Below are 13,945 nucleotides of genomic sequence, written 5' to 3'. Positions count from 1 at the left end.
GGACGAATCGGTATTAGGCTACCGGGCGAACCGGTATTAGGCTGTCGAATGGTTGTAGATGCACAATTTATTGCGTATCAATCACGAACGCGCGATATGTGGCGTATCCATAACGAATACGCCATGTATTGCGTTCCGGATGGCATCGGGCATCCGTTTGGAGTTGGTAAAGAATAATATAACAAGTATGTATAGTCATAGAAGTATTTTGAAATTCGGTTCGCCGGACGCTGCGACCGACCTGTCCCGTCTATTGAAGGACGGATATGATATTTTGACCTGCAGGTTTTCGATTCAACAGGGAACCGGTCAAAATGGAAAAGTTACGACAAGAGTTTTTTTCAGCGCGATAGAAGTGAACTTGTCACAATTTCCAACCATCGAACTGTTGGAATGGGGATTGCAATCACGCAAATACGTCGATGGGGTGATTGTGGTATTGAATGAGGAGAATATTCCGGTGGAAAAAATCATTTTCAAAAACGCGGCATGTACGAAGTTTGAAATCGATTATGTTCATTCCGGAAAATCGTATGTGTCTACGAAGCTGGCTCTTCAGGCAGAAGAGTTAATCGTAGGGGGAGATGTCCGAATAACGAATGAATGGATTTATGATTAAGAGGAGATAGAAGTATGTTTACCTTGGCTTTAGCACATGTAGTGTCTCATCTGATGGTCGATGGGAAAAAGTATGAAATAGAGAAGTTCAACATCTCGTTTGCTCAGTGGGTCGATCACCGAGGACAACCGCAGCATGAAGAGAGAGGCGGACGGATGGTGATCGGCTTATCGCAGGTGGTGGATAGAAATCTGCATGCCTGGGCGAAAGATTCGACGCTGTTGAAAAACGGAACGGTGATCTTCCATACAGAGATCGCTCAGGCGGCCATGCGGGTCGAGTTTTTCAACGCTTACTGCATCGGCTTAGACCGAGAGACCGGCTCGAAGACGGGAACGATGACCACTTTGACCCTCTCGCCCGAGAGAGTCATTATCAATGGCGTAGAACACAACAATTTCTGGAGTAAATAAAAAAATGTAAAGAACTGTGTCATGAGAATTATATCGAAAGAAGATTATTGTTATTTAGTGACAAACGGTTGCCCTTGCGAAGGCGACTATGTAGACGGGTTGGGCATAGCCGGGAGCGATACCGTTCAGGTCAGGTCTTCCCATCCGCGCTATCCCAACGAAAAAGCGTATGCGATCCTTCGCGATACGACGTTTTTCAATACCGTGCGACTGCCGACTATTACGCCGATCGTCAGCTCCTCGGCTCCCGCCTATGTACACGAAAATTTAATGGAAGCGTTGAAGAAGATCGCCCAACCCGCTTTTACACCTACAGCGAAAGAGATGGCCGGTCTGCTGCTCAAAAAATGTCAGGAGCGGAAGGATGAGCAGAAAAAGGCGATGAAAGACAAGATAAAGGATAAAGAAGAAATAAAACGGAAGGCTGCCGAAAAAAACAAACCCGTGAACCTGAAAAAAATCAATGATATCGATGCCCAAATCCAAAAACTCTCCGACAAAATCAAGGAATACGAGCAGGTGGAATACGAGATTGGCGTGCTGGCAACATCTAATCAGACGTATCATGTAGAAACAGGGCCGATTACAAGCGATAATCCGGATGTGAAATATTACGGAGAAGCAAAATTTGAGGACAAAACAGGCGTCTTCGTGATCCGTTTGGTAAGTAAAAAGATCGTTTCGTTTGCTCACGAACTGAAACATGCCTATCAGTTCGAAACGGGAAAATTTAGCTCTCCTTCCCGCATATCTAGGGATAAAAATACGGGAAAAATAAATGGATATACCTTCGGAATGTATGATAAGGAAGACGAGTTGGAGGCTTTTGCCCGCGGGCAACTTTTCGGCGGACAGGGATACGACAACAGGGTATACGAATTCCTCCCCGAAAGGAAAGATATCGAACAACATGCCATTAGGGATACGGCAACCGTATCAATCAACAAAACGGGATATCCTGTTAATTATCGGATTATGAATGCCGATTATATCGCCGAATGCGAACGTAAACTAAAAGATCCGCTTACACCGATGGAAACGAAGAGAGAAATATGCGAAGAATTGCAACGATTCGCAAATGCTTATGGTACTTCTTTCCGCTGCAATGGTGTTACATATCGTAAAAAGAAATAATAAAAAAATAAAAATGTCTTATATTAAAATTATTCTATACGCTGGATCAGTGTTTCTCGTCGCTTCGTGTAGTTTGTTTCGTCCCAAGATACATTTGTTTGAATTATACGCTCCTTATTGTGGAATTTCGCCAGAGGATACAACCAAATACAGAGATGATGAAATTCTTCAATATATCTATCGTTATCAGCAAAATGATACACTGTTATATGATTATGGATGTACTTTTGAAAGACGTGAATATATACCTTTAATCAAAATATGCGGGGATTCTTGGGGAGGCAAACTTTATACTCATTATGCTCCTTCTTCTCGTTCGGGCGTATTTGGAATGAATATTGAGGAGCGCCATCCGGAAAATATTGAGCTGCCGGGAGGCGATGTACTGCCTTTATACAGTTTTCAGATCGATACGGTTATCCGCTACCGGTATATGACCTCCAATGAACGGAAGGAAGAGGTGAACAATGATCTATACAGGTTAGCCCGTGAATGTCGTGTTTCATATAGAATTTGTGATTTTTATACAGAAATTATGACTATCTATTATGAGGCTGCATACCATTATTACGACAAATGGGATGCAAGTATAAATGCTTTATATTGTTATTGTGTCGAGGACGAGGTATTGCCACTAACGTCAGATTTGGGTATGTGTTATTTCCCCGTAGAGAAGGCGAAAATCGATTATTATGTAAAAAAGAGGTTGATGAAACGTTTTCTGGGATTTTGCAAAATTGAAAGAATACCGATAGCCCCCCAATACCTTCAGGAAGTCGATACGGCCTTATTGGCTTTGCCTACGAAGCATTTTATCCGTGAGTTTCTGCGAACGGAGCGGTTGGATTGTCTGGACGGAAAAACGTTTCCCCTGCCCGAAAAACAACCCCATGCCCCTCCGGAAACGGTAATTCCGTAGATACGCAATTTATTGCTTATCTACATCCCAATACCTATTATATAGATCGTAAAATGAAAATGTTTGATCGTAAAATTCTTCTATGTGCCGGGGTGCTACTTACCATTGCTTCGTGCAGTTTGTTCCGGCCTAAGCCTCAATATATTGAAGAAATTATCTCTGAGGTGCTAATCTTACCTGATTCGGTATGGTACTTAGGTGATGATATTGAACAGCGGATCTATCGTTATCAACATGATGATACGCTGTTATATGATTACAGATGTACTTTTTCAAGACCCGAATACAGGCCTTTAATCAAAATAAGCGGAGATCCTTGGCGAGGAGAATTGTATACATATTATGAACCTTCTTCTCGTTCGGGAGTATTCGGGATGAATATTGCGGATGAGCATCTTCCGGAAGGTGTCAAACTGCGTTACAGTGATGTGCTTCCTTTGTACAGGTTTCAGATTGATACGGTTATCCGGTACCGGTATATGACCCATAATGAACGTCAGGAAGAAGAAGTGAGCCATTTATACAGGGTCTCCCACGATTACTTCCTTATACCGGACTATGAGCGTTTTTATAAATATATTTGGTACGCTGAATATGAATCTGTATACCATTATTATGACAAGCAGGATTCGATAGAGCATTCCGGCAATGATCCGTATTGCGACGAGGATGAGTTATTGGCTCCGACCTCGGATTTGGGTATGTGCTATTTTCCTATGGAGAGATTAAAATTAAATTATTATCAGCATGGGAGGCTGGTGAAACGTTTTCTCGGGTTTTGTACCTTTGACAGGCTCTTAAAACCCGAATACTTTCAGGAAGTCGATACGGCCTTATTGGCTTTGCCTACGAAGCATTTTATACGTGAGTTCTTGCGAACGGAGCAGTTGGATTGTCTGGACGGAAAAACATTTCCCCTTCCCCAAAAACAACCCCATGCCCCTCCGGAAACGGTAATTCCGTAGATACCTATTATATAGATCGTAAAATGAAAATGTTTGATCGTAAAATTCTTTTATGCGCCGGGGCGTTGCTTTTCATTGCTTCGTGCGGTTTGTTCCGGCCCAAGATACACTTGTTTGAATTCGATAAATGTCCGATGATAGCACCGTATGATAGAACAATATACGGAGATGACAGAATTATGCAGGATATCTATCGTTATCAGCCAAATGATACGTTGTTATACGAATACAGATGCGTTTTTGAAAGACCCGAATACAGCACTTTAGTCAAAATATGCGGGGATTCGTATGCGGGAAAATTGTATACATATTATACTCCTTCTTCTCGTTCGGGCGTATTCGGTATGAATATTGGGAAGCGCCATCCGGAGGGTGTCGAACTGCCGGGTGGCGGTGTATTGCCTTTATACAGGTTTCAGATCGATACGGTTATCCGCTATCGGTATATGACCCATAATGAACGTTTGGAAGAGGTGAAAAACGATTTATACAGGGTTTCGCGCGAATACCGTATATCGGATTCTTGGGATTTTTATAAAAATATTTGGTATGCATACTATCGTGCAGTATACCATTATTACGACAAGCAGGATTCGGCAATATACGCTCGTTATTATCCATATTGTAGCGAGGATAATATATTACCTCCGACCTATGATTTGGGGATGTGTTATTTTCCGGTAGAGAAGGCAAAAATCGATTATTATGTGGGAAAAAGACTGATGAAACGTTTTCTCGGGTTCTGTACCTTTGACAGGCTCTTAAAACCCGAATACTTTCAGGAAGTCGATACGACCTTGTTGGCTTTGCCTACGAAGCATTTTATACGTGAGTTTCTGCGCACGGAGCGGTTGGATTGTCTGGACGGAAAAACATTTCCCCTGCCCAAAAAACACCCCCATGCCCCTCCGGAAACGGTAATTCCGTAGATACCTATTATATAGATCGTAAAATGAAAATGTTTGATCGTAAAATTCTTTTATGCGCCGGGGCGTTGCTTTTCATTGCTTCGTGCGGTTTGTTCCGGCCGAAGATACATTTGTATGAATTTGATAAAAACCCAATGATAGCACCATGTGATACGACAAAATACGGATATGACAGGATTATGCAGGATATCTATCGTTATCAGCGAAATGATACGCTGTTATACGAGTACAGATGTGTTTTTGAAAGACCTGAATATTTTCCGTTCATCAAAATAAGTAAAGACCCTGATTTTTTCTTAGGGGGAAGACTCTATACGCATTATGCTCCTTTTTCTCGTTCGGGCATATTGGGGATGACTGTTAGGGAGGGTCATCCGGAGGGTATCGAACTGCCGGGCGGCAGCGAATTACCTTTATACAGGTTTCAGATCGATACGGTTATCCGCTACCGGTATATGGCCTCTAATGAACGGAAGGAAGATCTGAAAAACAATTTATACAGGGCATCCCGTGAATACTATAATCTTGAATCCGAGTTCTTTCGTTTTTATAACCTTATTTGGAGTGCTTACTATGATGCTGCATACCATTATTATGACAAGCGTGATTCGATATTATATACCCGATACGGTCGATGTAGAAACGAGGATAATATATTACCGCCAACCGAGAATTTAGGTATGTGTTATTTTCCGGTAGAGAAAGTGAAAATCGATTATTATGTGGGAAAAAGACTGATGAAACGTTTTCTCGGGTTTTGTATTTTTAATGATACGATAAAAGCCCAATACCTTCAGGAAATGGATACGGCCTTGTTGGCTTTGCCTACGAAGCATTTTATACGTGAGTTTCTGCGAACGGAGCAGTTGGATTGTCTGGACGGAAAAACATTTCCCCTGCCCCAAAAACAACCCCATGCCCCTCCAGCAACGGTAATTCCGTAGATACCTATTATATAGATCGTAAAATGAAAATGTTTGATCGTAAAATTCTTTTATGCGCCGGGGCGTTGCTTTTTATTGCTTCGTGCGGTTTGTTTCGGCCGAAGCCTCAGTATATTGAAGAAATTATCTCTGAGGTGCTAATCTTACCTGATTCGTTAAGATACTTTGGTAATAATATTGAGCAGCGGATCTATCGTTATCAACATGATGATACGCTGTTATATGATTACAGATGTACTTTTTCAAGACCCGAATACAGGCCTTTAATCAAAATAAGCGGAGATCCTTGGCGAGGAGAATTGTATACATATTATGAACCTTCTTCTCGTTCGGGAGTATTCGGGATGAATATTGCGGATGAGCATCTTCCGGAAGGTGTCAAACTGCGTTACAGTGATGTGCTTCCTTTGTACAGGTTTCAGATTGATACGGTTATCCGGTACCGGTATATGACCCATAATGAACGTCAGGAAGAAGAAGTGAGCCATTTATACAGGGTCTCCCACGATTACTTCCTTATACCGGACTATGAGCGTTTTTATAAATATATTTGGTACGCTGAATATGAATCTGTATACCATTATTATGACAAGCAGGATTCGATAGAGCATTCCGGCAATGATCCGTATTGCGACGAGGATGAGTTATTGGCTCCGACCTCGGATTTGGGTATGTGCTATTTTCCTATGGAGAGATTAAAATTAAATTATTATCAGCATGGGAGGCTGGTGAAACGTTTTCTCGGGTTTTGTACCTTTGATTGGCTCTTAAAACCCGAATACTTTCAGGAAGTCGATACGGCTTTGTTGGCTTTGCCTACGAAGCATTTTATGCGTGAGTTTCTGCGAACGGAGCAGTTGGATTGTCTGGACGGAAAAACATTTCCCCTGCCCCAAAAACAACCCCATGCCCCTCCGGAAACGGTAATTCCGTAGATGCGCAATTTGTTGTGTATTTGCAACTTGATAGCTGTCTTCCTTTGGACGTTTCAGAAACACTCACTCACTCCCTCTGCACCTCCTCTTTTAGCCCCCGGCGGATGCTGTCTTGTTCCATCATACGGCGCATCTCCTTTTCGGTAGGGCGTGTTTTCCACCCTTCCGGAGGAGGTGACAAGGTAAACCAATCGGGAACGGCATCAGAAATAAGATGAATTGGTTTTTCATCTGGATTTAGTGCAATCTTTACAAAAAAACGACTTCCATATTTTGCATCTAAACTTCCTACAATCGTCATTTTTTTATATATCTTATTATTATACTGATAATAATAACAAACCTCATATCCACGCCAGGATACTTTTTTATTTGTAACGGTTAATATTGTCCAAACCCCATGCTCACGGATATCGTTAATTCTCGTTTTATGATATAGACAAGATAACACAAAAAACAAAATGATTGCACAAAAAGAAAGAAATCCTACTGCCTTTTGTGCGTCACTTTTTTCGTCCCAATCTGTCTTTATATTCTTCAATTTTATCTTTAGATACTTTGGATACACTCACTCCCTCTGCACCTCCTCTTTTAGCCCCCGGCGGATGCTGTCTTGTTCCATCATACGGCGCATCTCCTTTTCGGTAGGGCACGTTTTCCACCCTTCCGGAGGAGCCTCTAACGTAAACCAATTAGGGACAGCGTCGAAGATAAGATGTCGTGACTCCTCGTTAGGAACAACCATCATAAAAAAGCGGTTTACATTGATAAATTTTTTGAGTGGCATATTGGTCCCATCTTCATACATACGGTGGTTATACTGAAAGGTATATTCAACATTGTATCCCTTTGGTGCTCCACGAGTTTTTGTAACCGTTAAGATGGTCCATACACCGTTTTTCTCAACATAATTCGCTTCCCTATAACTATTCCACATAATAATCGTAATGGTGGCAAAGATCGTTATACAGCCGATATTACCGATTATATTCTTCTTCGCTTTTTTCTCCATCTGTTTTGTTGTCCGGTATTTGGTGCTCTTTTTTCATTCACTCCCTCTGCACCTCCTCTTTTAGGCCCCGGCGAATGCTGTCTTGCTCCATCATACGGCGCATCTTTCTTTCGGATGGGCGCGTTTTCCATCCTTCTTGAGGAGGTGACAAGGTAAACCAATCGGGAACGGCATCAGAAATAAAATATTTTGATTCTTCCCCGGGAACAATCATCATAAAAAAACGGTTACCGGACTTTGCTTCTAAATCTGTCATAATCTCCATATTTCTTTGTATATTACCATTATACTCGAAATAATAATAAACCTTATATCCACGCCAAGATACTTTTTTATTTGTAACGGTTAATATTGTCCAAACCCCATGTTCACGAATATAATCAATTCTCGTTTTATGATATAGACAAGATAACACAAAAAACAAAACGATTACACAGATAGCAAGAAACCCTACTGCCTTTTGTACGTCACTCTTTTCGTCCCAATTTGTCATATTTATATTCTTCCATTTTGCCTTTGGACGTTTCAGAAACACTCACTCATTCCCTCTGCACCTCCTCTTTTAGCCCCCGGCGGATGCTGTCTTGTTCCATCATACGGCGCATCTCCTTTTCGGTAGGGCACGTTTTCCACCCTTCCGGAGGAGCCTCTAACGTAAACCAATTAGGGACAGCGTCGAAAATGCGTATCCTTGACTCCTCGTTCGGAACAACCATCATAAAAAAACGGTTTACATTGATAAATTCTTTGAGTGCCATATTGGTACCATTTTCATACATACGGTGATTATACTGAAAGGTATATTCAACATTGTATCCCTTTGGTGCTCCACGAGTTTTCGTAATCGTTAAGATAGTCCATACCCCATGCTTCTTAACATAATCTGTCTCCTGACAACCACGCCATGTGATTACCGACATATAGATGATTATCGCCAAGCAACCGATATTACCGATTATATTCTTCTTCGCTTTTTTCTCCATCTGTTTTGTTGTCCGGTATTTGGTGCTCTTTTTTCATTCACTCCCTCTGCACCTCCTCTTTTAGGCCCCGGCGAATGCTGTCTTGCTCCATCATACGGCGCATCTTTCTTTCGGATGGGCGCGTTTTCCATCCTTCTTGAGGAGGTGACAAGGTAAACCAATCGGGAACGGCATCAGAAATAAAATATTTTGATTCTTCCCCGGGAACAATCATCATAAAAAAACGGTTACCGGACTTTGCTTCTAAATCTGTCATAATCTCCATATTTCTTTGTATATTACCATTATACTCGAAATAATAATAAACCTTATATCCACGCCAAGATACTTTTTTATTTGTAACGGTTAATATTGTCCAAACCCCATGTTCACGAATATAATCAATTCTCGTTTTATGATATAGACAAGATAACACAAAAAACAAAACGATTACACAGATAGCAAGAAACCCTACTGCCTTTTGTACGTCACTCTTTTCGTCCCAATTTGTCATATTTATATTCTTCCATTTTGCCTTTGGCTTCTTCGGAGATGGATCTTGTTATGATTTGATAAGCAGTATAGAATACTGTGCCGGCTCCGGTCATTAACCTTTTAGCCAAAATATCGTTTTCAAAACTTTCCATGACTATACCGTAAACACCTCTATAAAAATGAGCACCGGTAAGCTGTATAACCATATCGACAGCGGTATCTTCAGGACTCTTATGGATAAATCCAATTTTAACTTGTTCTTTTTTCGCAGCAAACGGTCTAACTTCTATCAACGCAGAGAGTGCGCTTCCTCCGGGAGAGAACCCTTCGGCTGCCACAGAAACGTAATCCACCCGGTCTACTCCATAGCATAAAGACTGTACGGACCAGTTTACCCCCATCCTTATCCATAGCGTAGGCTTGGTATAGATCATTAATAGCGGCGCTGCTTCAATAGCCAACGGCAGTGCGGCGGTTCCGAGCAGCACCGGCAGCACAAACTCGCGAAACGTCTCTCCCTTCGCGCTGTTGACACATTTATTAAACACATGCGCTTCGCCTTTCGTATCACGGTATTTCTGCATAAAACGGATAGCCTGCCTGAACAGGACATCGTTGTGGTTATATACATCGCCCGGAATCGAATAGTAGAAACGACGCATCTTCTCTATATACGGCTTCATCGAGGCCGTCACTTCAACTTCGGGTAGCAGGACTTCGAACGCTATATCTCCGTCTTTCTTTGCCATATCTTTCTCAATTTTAAATACTGTAAGGGACGTTAAACCGGATATCCGAGTTAAAGGTGAGTCGTTGCGGCAGGATATTCAGGCGGCATACGCATCCTTCGTCCGAGAAATTGTTCGTTCCCACATGACATCCTATGCACAGGGATTCTTCGAATTCGATCTTCAGTGGGAAATTCATCAGTTCGCTGCCAAAGCGGAAAAAACCGCTTTTCTCTTCCACCCCGCGTATCCAGTTGTTGAGGTATGCGTCCGGCATCCGGTAAAGACCTACGGTAGCGATACCGCCACGTATTTCCGTATCGGGTTGCCCGTTATGGCAGACTTCCTGTATAAATGCAATCTCGAAACTTTTCATCTCGTAGGTCTCGGATCCGAGTTCCATGGTCGCTTCCAGCGGGACAACATGACCGCTCGTGATGTTTTTTTTCAGAAACAGTTGCGCCAGTTCCTCCAATTCTTTCATCGAGGTAGCACCGAGTGAAGTACTTTTGTACAAGTCCTTCGCCCAACGATTATCGATCGATTTCGAGGCGCCTTCAAGAATCAGCTGCTCGGCTTGTAAAATACCTTCGATCGACATGTAAGCTTTTCCTTCGTTGATATACTTCATCTTCAACGATATCAAGGCGGCATCCTGAAAACGTATCGTATGCATGGTATTATATTCCGTATCGCGAATGTAAATCTTACCCGAAAGATATTTACTCGTATCGATCGCCCATTCCCAAAACAAAGTGCGGGGAATTCCCGAGATGTAAAACATGATGTTTCCGCCTTTCAGATGGGTCTGAATCTTTCCCCGATCATCCAGCCCTCTCAACAACGTGTAGTTCCATGAATCCAGTTCCAACAAATTCGGAGTGTAAGCCGTGTATTTTCCCTTCTTATCAACGCCTCCGATTTCTAAAAATGCTCTATGTCCGTATTCAGCCATAATGATATTGTTTTAATGAATTTAGTACTATGTTTACAACAACAAAAGTAACGAAATGTTTAATCTGATGGAATAAAATTTTCTATTATTATTAATGCTCCTCTCCTAAACTGTCGTATGCTGTTTGTATCATGATTAAGTTTCCGTGAGGATGGTGGCGGTGTGTCATAACGGGCGAACTGCTTCGTTTCCTGCGGAATGCAAGCTCGGTCACATCCGTTCATGTCTCCCTTGCTCTCATTCTTAATGTCTTGCAATTTCACCCATTCTTACACACCGAAAGAGGGTATGCCCAAACATGACGTTTTGAGACATACCCTCTCTTTCTATGGGCGCGTATGTATCGTCGTCCTTATGGTTTCACCATCGTGCAGGTATATTTCTGTGCGTTGGAGAGCGACAAGGTGATCTTATACGTGCCGGCCTTGACGGCGATGTTGGCGCCGCCGAAGGTCAGATTTTCCGGATCGCCGCCGAGGTTGATGTCCCACGTATCGTTAGCGCGGAACTTCAGCTCCCCGTCTTTCAGGGTCGCGGTGATGGAATATTCGCTTTTGGCGGCATCGAACGTCATCGGCGTAGATGTGTTCCAACCGCCGTCCGTTGCGCTGCCGATCAGTCCGAAGGTTTGGATGAGCACGGCCGACCACGTGAGCGACGAGATGTTCGCCCTCAGCAGATAGAAGCCTTTCTCGGCTTTCAGGTTGCCGGCCCCGCCGTCGGTCGAGAGGGTGCCGTCTTTCGTTCCGGCGCCGTAGTTGGTGCCGTCCCAGCTTTTTTCGGACGTAAACTTAAACTCGCCGTCGAGCGATACGAAGCCGCTGTAGTTCATGAAATCGGTCGAATGCACGAAAGGAGCCGTTGCCGGCGACCATCCCTGATGATTGCCCGGCACGTAGAGGTACGGACTGACGTTGCCCAGTATCGTGACCTTATACGTGTAATCGAGCATATGGAGTTCGATTTTCACCCATCCGCCGTCTTTGATCTTCATCGCGTTGCCGTTAACCACGAGTTTGCCGGAGGTCGATTCGTCGCCGTCGACGGCACAACCCAGTACGCCCTCGCCCCATACGTTTTCCGCCTCGCCTTTTGTAAAGGCATCGACGCGTGTTTGCGGGATGATTTTCCAGTAGCAGTTTTCCGGCACTTTGAGTATCATCGAGAAGACGGGATTTTCATACACATCGCCGCTTTGATTCAGTTTGATAAGCTTCGACACATCGTCGGCCTTCCAGTCGTTCATATTCCCGATCAGGTAATAGGCCTTATCGATAAATGGCGCTTTCGGCTTGACGGCCAGTGTCAGCGAGACGCTGTCCGAACGGAGGGTCTGTCCGCCCAAAGCGATGAGGGCATACAACCGTCCGTTGAGGGTACGCAGTTCCGGACGCTTGCCGTAAATCGAAACGATCGAATCTTGCAATGCGCTTGTCTTCACTTGTCCCAGACTGTCGACCTCGAGCATGACTTTTTCGTTCAGATACAAAGCGTATCCTTTCACTCGTCCTTCGGTAAGTGTCGGTTTCGTAATCGAGCAGACCTTCACTTTTTCCGATGTCACGGCATTCAGGTCGATGGCTTCGACTTTCTCGGCCTTGAAGCCGATCGTCTTTGCCTGTTCCTGCTCCCATTGTTGAGGAGCAGCTACGTCACGGTTAAAATCTTCCGTGCATGCCGTGAGGATAAAAACCGAGCACAGCATCATATAAATTGACCACTTTTTCATATCCGTATAGTTTATCATTTCACTTTACATTTATTCATAACGTCCTTTACCGGTCATAAAGTTCAGGTAAGCGCGTTTGCCTGCCGGCTGCGCGTAACGTTCCTGATCGTCGCCCGAGCCGCGGTAAGCGATTTTTCCGTCGGCAAAGACGATAAATTCGGAGTGCCACCAGTCTTCATCGGCAATCTTCACACACATGCGTACTTCGGCCGTTTGGCTGAACGGAGGAGACACGAAGTCGCCTTTGGCGTCGGCCGGCACGGTGAACAGGTTCTCGTCGAGGATTTCCCACTTGCCTTCGTGAGCCACCCCGCCGATCAGATACACCTTCGGTTTCTCGAACGCGACGGTATATTTCAGGTTACGTCCTTCGACGGCCGTTTTGACGACGACAAGGTACCATCCGGCCTGCGCTACCTTGAGGTTACCTCCCGCGTTGGAAAGGCCTGCATTGGCATGGTCTTCGAGTGTGGCCGAACCGCCGAATTCCTGACCGTCCCAGCCTTTCTCGATGTTGAATTTCATCTCGGCGTCCTTTTCGAAGTAGAGGATACGCCAGAACGTTCCGTTCTTGGCCCAAGTAGGTACCATCTCCATGCAATCTTCCCATTTCCAATTGCCGATCGTACTGCCGACGATGTTCATCGTCTTGGGCAGGACAATGGGGCTGAGTGCAAACTTCGTTCGCGTACGGAGCGTAGCCACATTGGAGAAGATTTCGCCTTTGCCGTTCGTTAACGCCGCCTTGAGCCGGACGTACAGTTTCGAGGTGAGCGGGAAGCGGTCTTCCGTGATTCCCTTCTCCAGTGCCAGCGTAGTTTGTGCCACGGCGATTTCGGCCGCATCGATGGCCATCTTGGCCGTTGTGTATGTCGTAGCCAGCGTGGCAAACTTCCCTTCGGTCGTAAAGTCGTTATCGAGCGATACCTGTACGGAATAGACCGTAGCGGCCGTAAAGCCGTAGTCGGGTTGCGAGCAGGTAAGCTCTACGGACGACGAGTTTTCCAGATCGTACACGGCGCCTTCGGCATAGGCCGGTGTGTTCAGGACGAATTTCGTCGGGTTCTGCAATGTCGGATTGGAGTTGCGGTCGTCCTCGCACGAAGCAAAAACGAGCGATAACCCGGCCAGCAGCATGACTGCTATCTTATTTCTATGTTTCATCATCATGATCTTTATCTGTTTGTTTTGACATGTTCACATTCC

The 13,945-nt window shown here is 44.2% G+C and carries 17 protein-coding genes; 8 read left to right on the top strand and 9 right to left on the bottom strand.

Annotation, left to right across the window (positions count from 1 at the left end; all coding sequences use genetic code 11):
* The first annotated feature begins 187 nt into the window (after positions 1-187).
* The 8 genes from tssD (Q4A89_RS06285) to Q4A89_RS06250 all read left to right on the top strand — a co-directional run bounded on the left by tssD (Q4A89_RS06285) (position 188) and on the right by Q4A89_RS06250 (position 6,858).
* Positions 188-619 carry a type VI secretion system tube protein TssD gene (gene tssD, locus Q4A89_RS06285; protein ID WP_303184382.1) on the top strand — a complete coding sequence of 144 codons (432 nt, stop codon included), beginning with the start codon at positions 188-190 and terminating at the stop codon, positions 617-619.
* A gap of 14 nt (positions 620-633) precedes the next feature.
* On the top strand, positions 634-1,032 hold the full coding sequence (gene tssD, locus Q4A89_RS06280) for a type VI secretion system tube protein TssD (protein WP_303184381.1): 399 nt from the start codon (positions 634-636) through the stop codon (positions 1,030-1,032).
* A 21-nt stretch (positions 1,033-1,053) separates the two neighbouring features.
* Positions 1,054-2,166, top strand: a complete 1,113-nt coding sequence (locus Q4A89_RS06275; RefSeq protein WP_303184380.1) for a hypothetical protein — start codon at positions 1,054-1,056, stop codon at positions 2,164-2,166.
* Positions 2,111-3,085 (top strand): hypothetical protein, encoded by a 975-nt coding sequence (locus Q4A89_RS06270; protein ID WP_303184379.1) that lies wholly within the window; start codon positions 2,111-2,113, stop codon positions 3,083-3,085. Before Q4A89_RS06275 ends, Q4A89_RS06270 begins: the two co-directional genes overlap by 56 nt.
* A gap of 374 nt (positions 3,086-3,459) precedes the next feature.
* Complete coding sequence (locus Q4A89_RS06265; RefSeq protein ID WP_303184378.1) at positions 3,460-4,050, top strand: hypothetical protein; 591 nt, start codon at positions 3,460-3,462, stop codon at positions 4,048-4,050.
* 344 nt (positions 4,051-4,394) lie between these two features.
* Positions 4,395-4,979 carry a hypothetical protein gene (locus Q4A89_RS06260; RefSeq protein ID WP_303184377.1) on the top strand — a complete coding sequence of 195 codons (585 nt, stop codon included), beginning with the start codon at positions 4,395-4,397 and terminating at the stop codon, positions 4,977-4,979.
* 134 nt (positions 4,980-5,113) lie between these two features.
* A complete protein-coding gene (locus Q4A89_RS06255) occupies positions 5,114-5,923 on the top strand; it encodes a hypothetical protein (RefSeq protein WP_303184376.1) in 810 nt (269 codons plus the stop codon).
* Between the two features lie 344 nt (positions 5,924-6,267).
* Positions 6,268-6,858, top strand: coding sequence for a hypothetical protein (locus Q4A89_RS06250; RefSeq protein WP_303184375.1), 591 nt, complete (start codon positions 6,268-6,270; stop codon positions 6,856-6,858).
* Positions 6,859-6,925: 67 nt separating this feature from the next.
* On the opposite strand, the gene Q4A89_RS06245 is transcribed toward Q4A89_RS06250, so the two are convergent.
* From Q4A89_RS06245 to Q4A89_RS06205, 9 genes are all read right to left on the bottom strand, one after another.
* Complete coding sequence (locus tag Q4A89_RS06245; RefSeq protein ID WP_303184374.1) at positions 6,926-7,399, bottom strand: hypothetical protein; 474 nt, start codon at positions 7,397-7,399, stop codon at positions 6,926-6,928.
* Between the two features lie 27 nt (positions 7,400-7,426).
* Positions 7,427-7,870, bottom strand: coding sequence for a hypothetical protein (locus Q4A89_RS06240; RefSeq protein WP_303184373.1), 444 nt, complete (start codon positions 7,868-7,870; stop codon positions 7,427-7,429).
* Positions 7,871-7,907: 37 nt separating this feature from the next.
* The gene (locus Q4A89_RS06235; protein WP_303184371.1) at positions 7,908-8,363 is read right to left on the bottom strand and encodes a hypothetical protein; all 456 of its coding nucleotides are present in this window, start codon (positions 8,361-8,363) and stop codon (positions 7,908-7,910) included.
* A gap of 46 nt (positions 8,364-8,409) precedes the next feature.
* Complete coding sequence (locus Q4A89_RS06230) at positions 8,410-8,853, bottom strand: hypothetical protein (RefSeq protein ID WP_303184372.1); 444 nt, start codon at positions 8,851-8,853, stop codon at positions 8,410-8,412.
* A gap of 37 nt (positions 8,854-8,890) precedes the next feature.
* A complete protein-coding gene (locus tag Q4A89_RS06225; protein ID WP_303184371.1) occupies positions 8,891-9,346 on the bottom strand; it encodes a hypothetical protein in 456 nt (151 codons plus the stop codon).
* On the bottom strand, positions 9,321-10,076 hold the full coding sequence (locus Q4A89_RS06220) for a hypothetical protein (protein ID WP_303184370.1): 756 nt from the start codon (positions 10,074-10,076) through the stop codon (positions 9,321-9,323). The genes Q4A89_RS06225 and Q4A89_RS06220 overlap by 26 nt, the downstream gene beginning before the upstream one ends.
* A 13-nt stretch (positions 10,077-10,089) precedes the next feature.
* Positions 10,090-11,010 carry a type VI secretion system tube protein TssD gene (tssD, locus tag Q4A89_RS06215; protein ID WP_303184369.1) on the bottom strand — a complete coding sequence of 307 codons (921 nt, stop codon included), beginning with the start codon at positions 11,008-11,010 and terminating at the stop codon, positions 10,090-10,092.
* Positions 11,011-11,362: 352 nt separating this feature from the next.
* Positions 11,363-12,739 (bottom strand): SusF/SusE family outer membrane protein, encoded by a 1,377-nt coding sequence (locus tag Q4A89_RS06210; protein WP_303184368.1) that lies wholly within the window; start codon positions 12,737-12,739, stop codon positions 11,363-11,365.
* A gap of 30 nt (positions 12,740-12,769) precedes the next feature.
* On the bottom strand, positions 12,770-13,909 hold the full coding sequence (locus tag Q4A89_RS06205; RefSeq protein WP_303184367.1) for a SusF/SusE family outer membrane protein: 1,140 nt from the start codon (positions 13,907-13,909) through the stop codon (positions 12,770-12,772).
* Positions 13,910-13,945 lie beyond the last annotated feature (36 nt).

Origin of the sequence: Tannerella sp. (genome assembly GCF_030528505.1) — a bacterium.
In the GTDB taxonomy this organism is placed as follows: domain Bacteria; phylum Bacteroidota; class Bacteroidia; order Bacteroidales; family Tannerellaceae; genus Tannerella.
The sequence above is the reverse complement of the archived record's forward strand: the minus strand, read 5'-3'. Positions and strand labels throughout refer to the sequence as shown.

Bases quoted from the DNA above. Each gene is read 5' to 3' on its own strand.
- Q4A89_RS06250 (WP_303184375.1), top strand. From the start codon at position 6,268: ATGAATATTGCGGATGAGCATCTTCCGGAAGGTGTCAAACTGCGTTAC.
- tssD (WP_303184382.1), top strand. From the start codon at position 188: ATGTATAGTCATAGAAGTATTTTGAAATTCGGTTCGCCGGACGCTGCG.
- Q4A89_RS06265 (WP_303184378.1), top strand. From the start codon at position 3,460: ATGAATATTGCGGATGAGCATCTTCCGGAAGGTGTCAAACTGCGTTAC.
- Q4A89_RS06205 (WP_303184367.1), bottom strand. From the start codon at position 13,909: ATGATGATGAAACATAGAAATAAGATAGCAGTCATGCTGCTGGCCGGG.
- Q4A89_RS06210 (WP_303184368.1), bottom strand. From the start codon at position 12,739: ATGAAAAAGTGGTCAATTTATATGATGCTGTGCTCGGTTTTTATCCTC.
- Q4A89_RS06270 (WP_303184379.1), top strand. From the start codon at position 2,111: ATGCTTATGGTACTTCTTTCCGCTGCAATGGTGTTACATATCGTAAAA.
- Q4A89_RS06225 (WP_303184371.1), bottom strand. From the start codon at position 9,346: ATGACAAATTGGGACGAAAAGAGTGACGTACAAAAGGCAGTAGGGTTT.
- Q4A89_RS06255 (WP_303184376.1), top strand. From the start codon at position 5,114: ATGATAGCACCATGTGATACGACAAAATACGGATATGACAGGATTATG.
- Q4A89_RS06275 (WP_303184380.1), top strand. From the start codon at position 1,054: ATGAGAATTATATCGAAAGAAGATTATTGTTATTTAGTGACAAACGGT.
- tssD (WP_303184381.1), top strand. From the start codon at position 634: ATGTTTACCTTGGCTTTAGCACATGTAGTGTCTCATCTGATGGTCGAT.
- Q4A89_RS06240 (WP_303184373.1), bottom strand. From the start codon at position 7,870: ATGGAGAAAAAAGCGAAGAAGAATATAATCGGTAATATCGGCTGTATA.
- tssD (WP_303184369.1), bottom strand. From the start codon at position 11,010: ATGGCTGAATACGGACATAGAGCATTTTTAGAAATCGGAGGCGTTGAT.
- Q4A89_RS06230 (WP_303184372.1), bottom strand. From the start codon at position 8,853: ATGGAGAAAAAAGCGAAGAAGAATATAATCGGTAATATCGGTTGCTTG.
- Q4A89_RS06260 (WP_303184377.1), top strand. From the start codon at position 4,395: ATGAATATTGGGAAGCGCCATCCGGAGGGTGTCGAACTGCCGGGTGGC.
- Q4A89_RS06235 (WP_303184371.1), bottom strand. From the start codon at position 8,363: ATGACAAATTGGGACGAAAAGAGTGACGTACAAAAGGCAGTAGGGTTT.
- Q4A89_RS06220 (WP_303184370.1), bottom strand. From the start codon at position 10,076: ATGGCAAAGAAAGACGGAGATATAGCGTTCGAAGTCCTGCTACCCGAA.